The 14,940-nt window shown below is 51.7% G+C and carries 12 protein-coding genes; all 12 read left to right on the top strand.

The genetic code is table 11. The annotated features are described in order from the left end of the window. Window positions 1–83: 83 nt before the first annotated feature. The 12 genes from tssB (at window position 84) to KUE00_RS12215 (ending at window position 14,940) form a co-directional block, all read left to right on the top strand. A complete protein-coding gene (gene tssB, locus KUE00_RS12270; RefSeq protein ID WP_246760179.1) occupies window positions 84–617 on the top strand; it encodes a type VI secretion system contractile sheath small subunit in 534 nt (177 codons plus the stop codon). Between the two features lie 17 nt (window positions 618–634). After that, complete coding sequence (tssC, locus tag KUE00_RS12265; protein WP_246760178.1) at window positions 635–2,122, top strand: type VI secretion system contractile sheath large subunit; 1,488 nt, start codon at window positions 635–637, stop codon at window positions 2,120–2,122. Window positions 2,123–2,270: 148 nt separating this feature from the next. After that, complete coding sequence (locus KUE00_RS12260) at window positions 2,271–2,756, top strand: Hcp family type VI secretion system effector (protein WP_246760177.1); 486 nt, start codon at window positions 2,271–2,273, stop codon at window positions 2,754–2,756. 112 nt (window positions 2,757–2,868) lie between these two features. Beyond that, complete coding sequence (gene tssJ, locus KUE00_RS12255; protein WP_246760176.1) at window positions 2,869–3,393, top strand: type VI secretion system lipoprotein TssJ; 525 nt, start codon at window positions 2,869–2,871, stop codon at window positions 3,391–3,393. Between the two features lie 3 nt (window positions 3,394–3,396). Further along, on the top strand, window positions 3,397–4,743 hold the full coding sequence (gene tssK / locus KUE00_RS12250) for a type VI secretion system baseplate subunit TssK (protein WP_246760175.1): 1,347 nt from the start codon (window positions 3,397–3,399) through the stop codon (window positions 4,741–4,743). Then, window positions 4,743–6,095 (top strand): type VI secretion system protein TssL, long form, encoded by a 1,353-nt coding sequence (gene tssL, locus KUE00_RS12245; protein WP_425523578.1) that lies wholly within the window; start codon window positions 4,743–4,745, stop codon window positions 6,093–6,095. The genes tssK and tssL overlap by 1 nt, the downstream gene beginning before the upstream one ends. A gap of 10 nt (window positions 6,096–6,105) precedes the next feature. Then, window positions 6,106–9,924, top strand: coding sequence for a type VI secretion system membrane subunit TssM (tssM, locus tag KUE00_RS12240; RefSeq protein WP_246760174.1), 3,819 nt, complete (start codon window positions 6,106–6,108; stop codon window positions 9,922–9,924). 24 nt (window positions 9,925–9,948) lie between these two features. Then, a complete protein-coding gene (locus tag KUE00_RS12235) occupies window positions 9,949–10,587 on the top strand; it encodes a hypothetical protein (RefSeq protein WP_246760173.1) in 639 nt (212 codons plus the stop codon). A gap of 87 nt (window positions 10,588–10,674) precedes the next feature. After that, the gene (locus KUE00_RS12230; RefSeq protein WP_246760354.1) at window positions 10,675–12,960 is read left to right on the top strand and encodes a type VI secretion system Vgr family protein; all 2,286 of its coding nucleotides are present in this window, start codon (window positions 10,675–10,677) and stop codon (window positions 12,958–12,960) included. 53 nt (window positions 12,961–13,013) lie between these two features. Beyond that, window positions 13,014–13,280 carry a PAAR domain-containing protein gene (locus KUE00_RS12225; RefSeq protein ID WP_246760172.1) on the top strand — a complete coding sequence of 89 codons (267 nt, stop codon included), beginning with the start codon at window positions 13,014–13,016 and terminating at the stop codon, window positions 13,278–13,280. 3 nt (window positions 13,281–13,283) lie between these two features. Then, window positions 13,284–14,123, top strand: a complete 840-nt coding sequence (locus KUE00_RS12220) for a TagK domain-containing protein (protein WP_246760171.1) — start codon at window positions 13,284–13,286, stop codon at window positions 14,121–14,123. Between the two features lie 19 nt (window positions 14,124–14,142). Further along, complete coding sequence (locus tag KUE00_RS12215; RefSeq protein ID WP_246760170.1) at window positions 14,143–14,940, top strand: type VI secretion system accessory protein TagJ; 798 nt, start codon at window positions 14,143–14,145, stop codon at window positions 14,938–14,940.

The raw sequence follows: 14,940 nt of genomic DNA, 5'->3' as shown, positions 1-14,940 counted from the left end.
AATGAAAATTATTTTAATCAAAGCAGCAGAGCGGGGCCAGATGCTCTGTCTGACAGTTAATTCTACTCGGTGAAAGGGAAATCATGAGTGTAAATAAAAGCAGTTCGCAAAAATTTATTGCCCGCAACAGGGCACCACGCGTGCAGATAGAATATGACGTTGAAATTTACGGTAGCGAAAAGAAAATTGAGCTGCCCTTTGTTATGGGAGTGTTAGCTGACTTATCGGGTAAGGCGCTGGAACCTTTGCCGCCCGTGGCGGACAGAAAGTTTTTGAGCATTGATATCGATAATTTCGACGAACGTATGAAAGCTATGAAGCCACGCGTTGCCTTTGCTGTTCCCAATACCTTAACCGGTGAAGGGCAACTGATGATTGATATGACGTTTGAGAGTATTCACGACTTTTCTCCGGACGAAATAGCAAAAAAAGTGGATTCGCTGGCGCAACTGCTGGAGGCGCGGACCCAGCTGGCCAACCTGCAAACCTATATGGATGGAAAGGCAGGCGCCGAGGGGCTGGTAATGAAAGTGCTGCAGGATAAAACGCTGCTTAATACCCTGGCATCGGCACCTAAACCCGAAACGCCGAACCGTAGCGCACCATCAAAAGATTGATACGTGAGAGGGATATCATGTCACTGCAAATTGAGAAAACTAAGCCTGCGGTTAGCCATAGCGATTTTGCATCGCTGCTGAGCAAAGAATTTAAACCCAAATCCGAGCAGGCAAAGTCGGCCGTAGAGAGCGCGGTAAAAACGCTGGCCGAACAGGCGCTTTCCAGCTCGGTTACTATGGCAGACGATGCCTATAAAAACATTGCGGCGATTATTGCCGAGATAGACAGTAAGCTCTCCGTACAGATTAACCTGATCTTACATCACCCTCAGTTTCAGGCTCTGGAGAGCGCCTGGCGCGGGTTGCATTACCTGGTTCATAACACCGAAACCGATGAGAAACTGAAGCTACGCTTTATGGATATCTCAAAGGATGAACTACGGCGCAATATGCGGCGCTACAAGGGTATTGCCTGGGATCAAAGCCCGCTCTTCAAGCAAATTTATGAGGAAGAATATGGACAGCTGGGCGGCGAACCTTATGGCTGTCTGGTTGCCGATTACTATTTTGACCATACTGCGCCGGACGTTGACCTGCTGGCTTCCATTGGTAAAGTGGCCGCCTCTGCCCACGTGCCGTTTATTACCGGCGCGGCACCGTCCGTGCTGCAGATGGATTCCTGGCAGGAACTGGCAAACCCGCGCGATCTGACCAAAATCTTTACGCAGAATCTGGAATATTCCGCCTGGAATTCGCTGCGCCAGTCGGAAGATTCACGCTACATCGGCCTGGCGATGCCGCGATTCCTGTCGCGTCTGCCTTATGGTATTCGCACTAATCCCGTTGATGATTTCAATTTTGAAGAAACCACCGATGGCGCGGACCACAGTAAATACGCCTGGTCAAACGCGGCCTATGCGATGGCCGTTAATATTAATCGCTCATTCAAGCATTACGGCTGGTGTACGCTGATCCGTGGTGTGGAAAGCGGTGGCGTAGTCGAAGGATTGCCGTGCCATACTTTCCCGACGGATGATGGCGGCATCGATATGAAATGCCCGACGGAAATTGCTATTTCCGACCGCCGCGAAGCGGAGCTGGCAAAAAACGGTTTTATCCCGTTAATCCACCGTAAAAATACGGATTATGCCGCTTTTATCGGCGCACAGTCGCTGCAAAAGCCTGCGGAATATTACGATGCCGACGCTACCGCTAACGCCAATCTTTCTGCGCGTCTGCCCTATATGTTTGCCTGCTCGCGTTTCGCTCATTATCTCAAGTGTATTGTCCGCGACAAAATCGGCACCTTTAAAGAGCGTGACGAAATGCAAAAGTGGCTAAATAACTGGATCATGAACTATGTCGATGGCGATCCGGCAAACTCTACGTTTGAAACCAAGGCTCGTCGTCCGCTGGCTGCGGCAGAAGTGATAGTGGAAGACGTTGAAGGCAACCCCGGCTATTACCAGGCAAAATTTTTCCTGCGTCCGCATTTCCAGCTGGAGGGCCTGACCGTTTCACTGCGGATGGTGGCAAAACTGCCTTCGCTAAAAGGCGCAGCCTGAATAACGTATTAACAAGAGAGTGATATCCAGGAAGTAGTGTTATCGGCAGCGGATAAATCAGGTAACTCTTTTTTGTTACCGCTGTCGTTAACTGCGCGTGTTGCATAGTAATGCAACAATTCTATCAGTGCTGAATAAGGGAAATATCATGGCACAAGATATGTTTATTAAGATTGACGGCATCGAAGGTGAATCACTGGATGCTGCACATACCAACGAAATAGAGGTGCTGGACTGGCATTGGGATGTGGCTCAGCATTCTAATATGCACGCGGGTTCAGGCGGCGGGTCGGGCAAAGCGACGGTCGATGATTTTTGCTTTACGCATTATACCGACAAAGCAAGTCCAAACCTGTTGAGCTATTGCCTGACGGGTAAGCACATTAAAAAGATTGTCTTTGTTATACGTAAAGCGGGGGGCGATCCGCTTGAATATCTGACGATTACTTTTACCGATACGATTATTACTCGCGTAGATATGTGTGGAAGTTCTGAAGATGAAAGCCGTCCTCGCGAGCAGATTAAATTCTCCTTCACTAAGGTCACTCAGGATTATGTTATGCAAAATTCTGAAGGTACGAAGTCTGGCGTGATCTCTGCAAGCTATGACGTCAAGGCTAACCAGAGTAGCTGACTGGCCTTTAAATAAAAGCTTGCCCTGTAGAGGGCAAGCTTTTACCGGCGTGTTGGTAGCATAGTTATTATTAATATGGACGTGTGCTGGTTCTGCTATCCGAGGTAAAAATATGCAGAAATTAAAACAAAAAAACAGCTACGCAAGCGGGATTATTATTATCGTTATTTTATTATTAGCGGGCTGCCGCTCCCCTTTTTCTACCAGCAAGCCGCCAGAGTTTCAGGTGCGCCTTGTCGCAGCAGATAATATTAATCCCAATGAAAAGGGAAAGCCCGCACCGCTTGCTGTTTCCCTCTATGAGCTTAAGTCGGCAGATAATTTTGTAAACAGCGACTTTTTTACTATCAGCGATGGCAGCAGCCAGACGTTAAAGGCGGAAGCCAGAAAGGTTTATGAAGGCATATTACAACCTGGTGAAAACAGAATAATCAGCCTGTCACCAGCCAGCGAAACCGTCGCGCTGGGTATTGTCGCTGCCTATCGCGAAATCGACCGGGCTGGCTGGAGCGACATATGGGAAATGTACAAAAAACATAAGAAGCAATCCTGGTGGAGAAAAGTTATCCCTGGTCAATCAGTTGCATTGACGGTGCATTTTGACGAATTAGCCATCTCAACGGATAAAATGGACTAGCCAATGAGAACAAATAAAGTGATTTGGAGCGAAGGACTCTTCCTGCGCCCGCAATTATTCCAGCAGCAGGAACGCTATTTTGAATATTATGCTCACAAGCGAGCGGCAACGATTACGCCTTTCTTCTGGGGATTCGCCCACTATGAAATCGATCGCGAGGCGCTGTCCTACGGCAAGCTGGTTTTACGCACCGGGCGCGGCGTTCTGCCGGACGGCACGCCTTTTGATATTCCTGGCCATGCCGAACTGCCCGAGCCGCTGACGATTGCCGCAGAACACCTGGGGAAAACTATCTGGCTGGCGGTTCCGCTACGGCTGGATAACAGCGATGAGACTATCTTCGACCTTAGCGAACGCGGCTCGCTGGCGCGGTTTGCGGCTTTTGAAACGGAGCTAAGCGACACCAATGCTATCCGTCAGGGGCCAAAGCCCGTGCAGCTGGCACGGCTGCGGCTAAATCTGGTGTCTGAAAGCGAAATGACGGAGTCCTGGATTGGTCTGCCGCTGGCAAAGGTCAGGGCTATCCAGCCGGACGGCAGCGTATTGCTGCATACAGAGGATTATATTCCGCCCGTGACCAGCTACGCCGCTAATACGCTGCTGGTCGAGTGGCTCACTCATCTGAATGGCCTGGTGAAAATGCGGGCCGAAATGCTGGCGGCGCGTTTATCCAACAGCGACGGCAAAGCGAGCGCCAGCGCAGAGGTCGTGGACTATCTGCTATTGCAGATCTTCAACAAATACGAGCCGATCCTGGATCATCTGCGCCATATTCCTGAGCTGCCGCCGATTATGCTTTACCAGGAGCTGGCTAAGTTCTCGGGCGAGCTGTCGACCTTTATCCGTACCAAAACCCGTCGGCCAGTCGCTGCGCCGGGATACGATCACGCCAGGCTTTATCACTCAATTCGTCCTCTGGTGGAAGAGCTTCACTATCTGCTGAACCAAATTCTTATTCGTGCAGGTCAGCTGATAGACCTTCATCCGAAAGGTAACGGCGTCTGGACCGCCGCCATGCTGCCGGGAGAGCTTCGCGATTTCTCCAACCTGGTGCTGGCTGTTCATGCCCAGCTACCGATGGATGTCCTGCAACAGCAGTTTTCGGCACAGGCCAAAATTAGCGCGCCGCAGCAGCTGCACGAGCTGGTTCGTTCGCATTTGCCTGGCCTGGTATTGCAGGGACTGCCCGTGCCACCTCGGCAGATCCCTTACAGCTCCGGTTATGTCTATTTCGATCTGCTAAAAAGCGGCCCTTTCTGGGAGAAAATTGCCGCCACCGGCGCGCTGGCTTTACACGTTGCGGGTGACTTCCCTGATTTGAAAATGGAGCTTTGGGGAGTCAGAAGCTGATGAGCGAGGAAAACCTGGCACGGGCACAGGCTATGCCCGACCCGGCGGAAAAAGAGGAGCTGACGCCCCAGGCTCTGGGTAAATTTCTGCTTGATGAGGGGGCAGAGGCTGACAGCATCCAGGCCGGTCCGGACGATTTTATCCTTATCGATCATTACCAGAAAAATGAGAGCACGCTGAAAAGCGAAGGTGTGCAGCAGCGCGTGCGTAAGGTGAAAATGGCGGACAATCCGTTGCTGGAGGCGGCGCAGCCGCTGTTACGCGCGTTGAGCGATATGCCAGAATCCGTCTCCGTGCCTGAACATGTCGAACTTCTTAAACGCAGCCTGAAAAATGAAATCAATCTGTTCAGCGTGGTTTGCGATGAAGTAAACATATCCTGGAAAAAAATGGCGATCGTACGCTATTGCATTTGTACGGCGCTGGATGAGGCAGCGCACACGACGCCGTGGGGCCTGCAAACAGGATGGTCGCAAAGCAATATTCTCAACCACTTTGAGGGCGACAACGACGGGGGGAATAAGTTTTTCCTGCTGGTCGGCCGCCTGTCGATGAATCCCCACGAGTATGTGGATGTGCTGGAAGTCTTGCTGCGCATCCTTGGGCTGGGTTTTGAAGGGCGCTACAGCATCCTTGAAGACGGCGACCGCCAGCTCACTAAAATTCGTCAGCGCCTGCTGACGCTTATTCAGAGTACGCGCGACTCTATGCCAACGGCGCTCTCGCCTCATGGTCTGGTAACGCGCGGTAAGAAAAAGCGAGAGCGGCTAATCCTGCCGGTACGCATCACCTTTTTGCTGGCGCTGCTGCTGGTCGGGATGACCTACATCTGGTGCAAATACTGGCTGTCCACGCAGCAGCTCAATCTGCAGCAGCGAATTTACGCCATGCAGCACCTTACGATTAATAAGCCGGTTATCGCCGCACGCTTAAGGCTGGCCATCCTGCTGAAAGAGGAGATAAAAAAGCGGCTGGTCAGCGTGGATGAAACGCAGACCCAGAGCAAGGTGGTCTTTCGCGGCGATTCCGTTTTCTTATCCGGATCGGACAAGGTCATTCCGGAAATGGAGCCGATTATCAGGCGTGTAGCGAAAGAGGTGCACCGCGTAAAAGGTCAGGTGCTTATTGTTGGCCATACCGACTCCACACCGGTCAGGTCAAAAACTTTCCCCAATAACCAGGTGTTATCAGAAAAACGCGCCGCTGAGGTGGCTCACTATTTTACCGAAGCCGGCCTTACGCCTGGTAAAATCCAGATTCAGGGAGCCGGAGACAGCCAGCCAGTAGGCAGTAATAACGATAAACAAGGGCGTGCGCAAAATCGGCGTGTGGAATTTTTTGTGACTTATTGATGGGTAAAACATGGTTAATCTGAACAGGATGTTCTCGCGTCGCTCCATGAAGATTTTAATGGTCATCGTGCTGTTTGCGCTGATCGTTGCGGCAATCTGGTTTCTTGGACCTTTACTGGGATTTGGCGAAACGCGGCCGCTGGAAGGCATGGAAGCCCGCATTATTTTTATCTGCCTGGCCTTGCTCTGTCTGACCGGACTGTGGTTCAACGTACCGATTTTTGTCCTGATGGCAGCAACCGCCTGCGTCGTTGTCTGGGTCATCGGCCCTTATATTCTTATTGGTAATGGCTACCCGCTGGGAAATATCACGAACCGGCTGACCCTTATCGGCATTATTTTGTTTTTTACGCTGCTCTACGGTATCTGGAAGCTTCTGCTGGCGTTAAAAAATAATCCCAGGCTGCTCGACACCCTGTTCGGCAGTAAAGAAGCTAAACCCGATGATGACGCTTCAGAAGTCAACGCGACCATCCGCGATGCCGCGGCTTATATCAGAAAGATTCGTAAAAACGCTTCTTTTATCCGGCGCTTTTTTTTGCCGGGGAAACCAGACGGTGAACTTCCCTGGTATCTGGTTATCGGTACGGCAGGCGCAGGAAAAACCACCGCCATCCTGTCTTCGGGACAATATTTTCCGCTGCCGGAACAGCTAAACCGCGTCTGCAAAGAAAGTACGCCAACCCGCAACTGTGAGTGCTGGTTTGCTAACGAAGCGCTGTTTATCGATACCGCAGGAAAGTATGTTGAGCAGGCGCACAGCCACCTGCCGGAATGGAACGGCATCTTAAAAGCGATAGGTAAATACCGGGCTATCCAGCCGATAAATGGCGCTATCGTCACCTTAAGTATGACGGACATTATGGGCCGCGGAAAAACGGAGCTTTACGATCTGTCCGCTAAAATCCGCGCCCGGCTTGATGACATACGCAAAATGTTAGGCGTGCGCTTTCCGGTTTATGTACTGATCACCCGGCTGGACCAGCTGTCGGGGTTTGCCGAATATTTCAGAAGCCTGACGGAGCAGGAGCGGGAACAGCTCTGGGGGGTAACCTTCCCCTATGGTGAAGAGATAAAAACAGCGCATGGCGATCTTCACGAACGTGTCGAAACAGAGCTTTTGCTGCTGGAAAAACGTCTGGAAAGATACATGACCGTGCGCCAGCAGGAAGAGTATGACAATGCGGACAGGAAACGGATGTACGCCCTGCCGCAGGATTTCAGGATGCTGTTGGAAGGCGTTACAGAGGTGATGAAAAACACCTTCCTGGCTTCTCGCTATGACGAAAATCAGGGCTACACCTCGTTGCGCGGCATCTATTTTGTCAGCAGCCATCAGCCTGAAGAGGTGGTGATGGTCAATAACAGCACGCTCGTACAGAAATGGCGTAATTTTATCGGCAACCACCATCCGGCCGCACAGGCCTGTCCCGCTACCTTACAGCAGCAGGATAATGCGCTGGTAACGGATGTTTCATGGGGGAGGCAATATTTTCTCAAGCAGCTGTTTTCAGAAATTATCCTGAAAGATGTCGATCTGGTTCGTCATAACCTGCGGGTGGAATCAAAATACCGGTTCCAGAACTTCTTTGGGCACGCTCTTTGTATTGGCGTCAGTGTACTGTTATTAAAGGGATTTTATCAAAGTTACCACAACAACGGCGACTATCTGCACGCGGTAGAAACCAGGCTTCTCACGCTGGAAGGCGAAGTCAAAACCTATCAAAAGAACGCCAACCCCAACCGGCTGCCTCTTTTGCTCAATATGGCGCAGTATCTGCCGGAATTTCGCGGCCTGGACGTGCTTCATCCCGAACTTGCTTTCCGCTATGGACTGTATACGGGAAAAGAGCTGGCCAGAAACGCCGACGGTCTATATCACTATTTCCTGCGGCGGATCCTGTTTCCGCTGATTGAAAGCCAGGCGCTGACGACGTTACGCAACGCGGTTTACGGACGCGACAATAGCGATATTTATAACAGTCTTAAAATCTATCTGATGCTTTCCGGCCAGGGGAAACTGAATCAGCAATATCTGACTGGCGAAATTGCCAAATCCTGGGATAGCGCCGGCAAACTCCAGCCCTACGAAGAAAGAAGCCTGTTTATCGCCCATCTGAATACGCTGTTCGGCCTGGCGGACTGGCGCCAGTATGGTCAGCCGCTCGATAAGGAACTGGTCGAGGAGGCGCGTTATCTTCTGGGCCGTAAACAGATTGGTAGCCGTCTGTACGAACGCGTGATGAGCCAGCTACAAACGGAGGCCCCGGAAAACCTGACGTTGGGAAAGATGACCGACGAGGAAGCGGGGCAAATCTTTACCGTTATCGATCCAGAGCTGGCGGAAAAAGGCATTTCCGGCCTCTTCACTTATGAAGGGTATCATCAGGTTTTTAAAAAAAAGTTGGGTGAAATGGTCAGGGCGCTACAGGCGGAAGATCGCTGGATAATGGGCGATCCGCAGCCGTTAAAGACGATCGGGATCGATCGTGAAGCCGGGTTTGTCGATCCCGTTCGTGACGCGCTGATGAAGCTTTATTTAAAAGACTATACCCGGCGCTGGCAGGCATTTTTGCAAAATATCCGGCTGAAAACCGAAGGCCTGGATAATAACAACGTGGGGCTCTCTTTTGACATCTATATGATGCGCACGCTGGTGTCTGTGAATTCACCTCTGATCAATCTCGCCAGAAGAGCGGTAAGAGAAACGACGTTAGCGGAAGATCGCCCTGAAGGCCTGCTCAAAGGGCAAGGTCTTAGCGGAACTGGTCTGGCAAACAGCCAGCTGCTGGACGCAGCATCAAAACTCAACCTGGCGCTGGCGGCGCACGAAAAAAAGATCCTGCGGCAGGGGGTGGATAACTATTTCCTGCCGCTGCGGGAATTTGTCGGCGGCGGCGAAATGGGAACGGGGGCGGCCACCGGCACCAAACTGCATCAGGTGATGGGCGTATTAAACGATCAGTATACGCTGCTGGTGATTTCCGACAGCGCCATAAAAAACGGCAATCAGCCTGCCGTCTCGGATGCCGGCCAGCGACTGAGTGCGGAATCCGCCGTCTGGCCCGATCCGTTTAAATATATTATTGCCCCGCTGCTGAACGGCGCGTACCGGCGCGTTAATCATCAGGTTGTTTACAGCAGCAACAAGACGATTGCAGCAGGATTAGGTGAGATATGCCGCAATACCTTACAGGGACGTTATCCCTTTGCGGATAATAGCGAAGAAGTCAGCATGCGGGATTTTGAGCGCTTCTTTGCTACTGGCGGCCTGGCGGATAATTACTTTAAAAAGAATTTGGCCGACAAAGTAGATACGTCGGCCAGTCCCTGGCGTTACCGTGGCGACATTGATACGCAGGATTCGGAAGCGCTGGATGTTTTTGAACGTGCCGAAGCGATCCGTGCGGCTTTTTTCCAGAACAACGGCACGCAGCTGGGGATAAATTTTTCCGTTGCCATTCCTTATATGGATCCGGCTATCACCCAGCTCAATCTGAACTTTGACGGCAGCAGCATGACCTATACCCACGGCCCGGTAACGCCCAGATTATTCCACTGGCCGGGAAACCGCGCCGAATCCGTCGTCAATATGAGTACCAAACCGCGCGCTATTGCCCAACCTAATGGAATGACGCTAACCGGGCCCTGGTCACTAATGAGATGGCTGGACACGGTAGAAGATATTGCTACCTCGGACACCGGCCAGCCAATACTGATTTTTCACCTGGACAAGCGAAATATTAAAATAGAGGTATCAGGCTTAACGTCGGGTGAGGAGCTGATCGTCGATTTATTAAAAAACTTTCATTGTCCCGGTGCATTTTAACAGCTCGTTTTTCAGGGAAGAGATATGGCTATAAAAATTGTTGCGCTGGAAGAAAGGTCTTATTTCTTACCCGGCCGGGCAGAACGTAAAAAAACGGCCGTGCGGTTAAAAGAAGAAGTGATTGCACGGATAGGCGTCACTTTACCCGGAGAGGATATTCCTGCGGATTATCCCTGGTGTTTCGTACTGCCAGCCGCTAACCGGAAAGATTATCTGCTTGGCGCATTGAACGCCTGTGAAAAGCAGGAGGAAAGCTGCCCGGTTTTTGCTTTTTATGCACAGGTCAACCAACAGTGGCTTAGTAAAAACCTGCAGTCTGATTTTCATCTGGCTTTCTGGCTGGCCCGTATAACCCTCGCTTTACAAAATAAAAGCGGCGTTATCCACGCGGAAATGACGCTGAGAAAGTGGCTCAATGCCTTGCAGTGTTCTTATGCACCGATAAAAGAATTCTTGCTGAACGACCGCTATAAATTTGCCAATAACGCAGATCTGCTGCTTTCTGGTCTGTGTAGGTATGATGAAAAGTTAACTGAAAAAGAAGGGGTTAGCGTAATGCCATGGCAAGGATGGCCTGACTGTATTCAGGCAGATAAACAAGCCTGGCTCTGGCGGCAGAGCCGTTATGGAAAGATTATTGATTCGCAAAAGTTTCTACTGTGAGCGAGAAAGCGATTTTTCCCTCGTCATAAAATAAACCAAGGATCGGGTATTTCTATGTCAAGAACCATTACTCTAATCAGCCCCGCCATGCCTCAGCTGCTGGGTGAGGCGGCGTTATTGTTAACAAAGCTCGAAGGTGAGGAATCTTTTTCTACCCTCTATACCTACACGCTGACCGTTAAGACGCCTGCCAACGATCTCATCCCGTGGCAGACCGCCTCAAATGTCGATATTAAGGCACTGATCGGAAAAGAGATGACGGTTGCCATTGAGCTGGACGGCAATGGTCTGGATGAACTAATCGGTACTGGCGGCGGCACGCGAGAAATTTCTGGTCTGGTGCAGCGAGCGCGATTTTTAGGCCAGGACGCCAATCAGGCCATCTTTGAAATTATTATCAGGCCGTGGCTTTACCTGGCTGAACTCACTTCCGACTTTAAAATTTTCCAGCAGAAAACGGTAGTCGAGATTATTGACGAAGTGCTGGCCGATTATAATTTCCCGCTCGAAAAGCGCTTAACCGCAATCTACCCTTCGCTGGATTTTCAGGTGCAGTATGGCGAAACGGATTTCAATTTTATTGAGCGCCTGATGGAAGAGTGGGGGATCTACTGGTTTTTTGAACACCAGGATCAAAAGCACAAGCTGGTACTGGTGGATCACGTTGGCGCGCACAAACGCTTTTCCAGCGAGGCATATCACGTTATCCACTATATGCCGAGTGAACCCAAGGCCGATCGGGAATATATCAGCAGCTTTGAGCACCAGGAAACGATCGCTTCCGGCAGATGGTATACAAACGATTATGACTTTACCAAATCGCGCGCGGATATCTCGGCCGCCGACAGCAAGCCTCGCCATACCAGCTTTAACGATATGGAGCTTTATCACTGGCCGGGAGACTACGACCAGCCGGGAACGGGGGAGCAGCTGGCGAAGATCCGCATTGAAGAGCGGGGCGCGCTGGGCTCGCGCGCGGCAGGCTCGGGTGAGTTAAGAGGCATCGTCTGCGGAACCAATTTTAAGTTGCAGGGCTGCCCGCTGGACAAGGCCAACCGCGAATATATGGTGTTGACCAGCGAGTTAATCATTACAGAGGTCAGCCAGGTTACGGGGCTGGGCGAGTTTAACTACAAATGCAACTTTGTGGTGCAGCCCACCACCAAAATCTATCGTCATCCTCAGCTCGCACAACGTCCAAAAACCTGCGGCCCGCAAACCGCTGTCGTGGTGGGACCGCCCGGCGAAGATATCTGGACTGACACCTATGGCCGCATCAAAGTCCGCTTTCTGTGGGATCGTTATGGTAAAAACCGCGAAACGGATTCCTGCTGGATACGCGTTAATCAGGCCTGGGCCGGCAATAATTTTGGCGCCATTTATATTCCCCGCGTGGGACATGAAGTGATCGTCGATTTTATTAACGGCGATCCGGATCGTCCGATGGTGCTGGGTAACCTTTATAACAATGTAACGATGCCGCCCTGGGATCTTCCCGCAAACGCTACGCAAAGCGGGCTGGTGAGCCGAACGGTGGGCGGGGGCCGCACCAACTTTAACGGTATCCAGTTTGAGGATAAACCGGGGCGGGAACAGTACTGGGAACAGGCCGAGCGGGATATGTCGCGGCTGACCAAGCGCAATGAGTCGCAAACGATAGGGGTCAACTCCGACATTTTAGTCGGGGCCGATCGTTCCGTTAGCGTGGTGGGCGTCAATACGCGAACCGTAGGCGGCTTGCAGGCCGTGACCATCGGCGGGGCCAGTACGCTGGCCATCGGGGGAGCCTATACCATCAACGTTGCCGGGCTACAGGCTGACAATGTCGGTGGCGCAAAAGGGATTAACGTCGGCGGTGCCTTTATGAACAACGTCGGCGGTTATTACTCTCTGGCCGTTGGCGGTTATTATTCTCTGGCCGTGGGCGGTGCGGCTGCAATGGCAGCTGGCGGTGCTTTTATGATTTCAGCTGGCGGAGAACTTTGCATTTGTGCCGGTAAGATCAAGCTGGTGGCTAACCACATTGTGCTTCAGGGCGGTCAGGTTGATTTGAACCCCGGCGACAGCTGCTGCTGCAGTTGCGGCGGTGGCGGCGGTGGCGGCGGTGCAGTTTGCGGCGTACCCAGCCTGAAACCTTTCTGCTTTATTGGCGTGATCCTGCCGTTGCCGCCTCTCCCGACGGTAACGAAAACGGTCACCATCACCATTACGCCAACAATTACCGTTACGCCAACCATAACAAACATGCCAACGGCTACGCCCACCACCACCACCACCTGGTTATTAAGGCACCTTGTGCTGAGCAATGACGAAGATGACGTTATTCCTGACAACCCATCCGCAGAGGATGAAAAAGGCGATCCGCAGAGTTAACGGGATGAATGTTTTAATGAACTGATTTTAAAGGACTTTTAAAGGAGAGCGTTATGTCGCAAGCGGCTGCGAGAGTAGGGGATGCTACAGGGCACGGTGGAGCGTTGGTAAGTGGTTCCGGAGATGTAAATACCAATAACTGTTCTGCCGCCGCAGTAGGGATGAGCGTCGCGCCTTGCCCGTTTCACGGGGCGGCTCCCGTCGTCACCGGTTCAGGCAGCGTATTTATCAACGGCTGTAACGCGGCGCGGATGGGAGATATAACCGGCTGCGGCGCCCCCGTCGTCAGCGGTTCGGGTGATGTTTTTATTGGTGGCTAAACGATGCAATTGCTAACGATCTGGCCCGCTAACCAGCCCGCTTTCGCGCTTGAGCGTTTTAACAAGGAAAACCCGGCCTGTTTTAGCCTGAAGAGTGGGCAATTTAGTGAAGCCAGGCCCGCTGAACAGGAAGAGGTCGTGTGGTTCTATCATACGGCTGGTGGACCGGTTATTTTCAATACCTGCAGGGAGAGCATTTGCCGGGTTGACGAAACGACGGTTGAAGCCGGGCAGCATTATGCTTTGCGCTTTAATTCAATCGTGCAGGTTGGCCACTATGCGTTTGAACTCCACGCAGGCGACCGCGAAGAAGCGCATCAGGATATTATTCACGACCTGTTTGATACTCGTTCTGAGCAGCAGCAGGCCAATCTTATCGTACCGGAAGTCGAAGATATCTTGCCAAACGGCGGCCATTTTACCGGCGACTACCGCTATCTTAGCGATGCGGATGTGGCAGAAACGGAGCGCGACGTGCTCAAAAATCTGGAAATTGAATATAAAAAATTCCTTATCTGGGGCGAGCAGTCCAGAACCAGTTCGGCCGATAACGCCATTTTAAACAGCAGATTGCCCGGCAGTGACGATTACTTTGAGGCCGTACGTGAAGAGATGAAAGCTAAGACGCTGACGGAGTGCATTATCCAGACGCCTTCGCTTATCGATAAGGTCTGGGATGAACTCAACGTAGACGGCGCCTCAGACGAGCTGCTTTTTGCAGAAGAAAAAACCGATATTTTAAAACTGCTGGCCCCGGAAAATATCTCATCCAGAGAGAAAAAGCCGGTTCCAGAACTGGTGTTCCACGATCTTTATAAACCGGGGCTGGACAGCCCTTATTAACCAGGGAGAGGTAGACAAAATGTGTGATGCTAATTCGTTAAGCGAACAGCTGAAGACTTCGCGGCTGGATGAGGTCCTGGCCGATGTATTGAGCCAGGTAAAAGCGAAGCCGGACAATCTGATGTTAAGGAATACGCTGTTTCGACTTTACTGCATTGAAGGAGAATGGGAAAAGGCGTTAATGCAGCTGCAAACAATAGCGCTGCTGGATGACGCCGCGCAGAAGCAGTGCGAGCTGTATAAAAACCTGGTGTTCAGCGAACTGATCAGAGAAGAGGTGCTGACCGGCGCGCGCAGCCCCGGATTACTGGAAGAGAACTTTCCCGAATGGATGTCGCTTACACAGCAGGCAAACCGCGCCCATATGCAAAACGAGCACCAGCGTGCTGAAACCCTACGCCAGAAGGCCTTTCAGCTTGCCCCGGAAAGCGCTGGCGGCGGTCGGATAACGGGAGACTTTGCCTGGATCGCAGATAGCGACGGTCGTATTGGGCCAGCGTGCGAATTTATCAGCGCGGGCGGCTATCGGCAGGTGCCGTTTGCTTCCTTGCAGCTGCTGCACGTTAAACGGCCCGGCGATTTACTGGATCTGGTCTGGGCACCCGCCCATATCCAAGCAGGCGGACAGTTTTACTACGGTTATGTACCGTCTCGCTATCCGCTTTCTGCCAATGCGGCACAAAGTGAAAAGCTGGGGTGGCGCAGTGAATGGCAGGAGGTTTCGGCAAGCTTATCGACAGGCGCAGGCAGGAAAGTGCTGATTACCGACAGCGGTGAGTTTTCTCTGCTGGAAATTGCAGAAATCAGCTTTGCATAA

It is taken from the genome of Erwinia phyllosphaerae (assembly GCF_019132875.1).
Classification (GTDB): domain Bacteria; phylum Pseudomonadota; class Gammaproteobacteria; order Enterobacterales; family Enterobacteriaceae; genus Erwinia; species Erwinia phyllosphaerae.
Note: the sequence above shows the minus strand (reverse complement) of the source record. Positions and strands in the feature narration are given on the sequence as shown.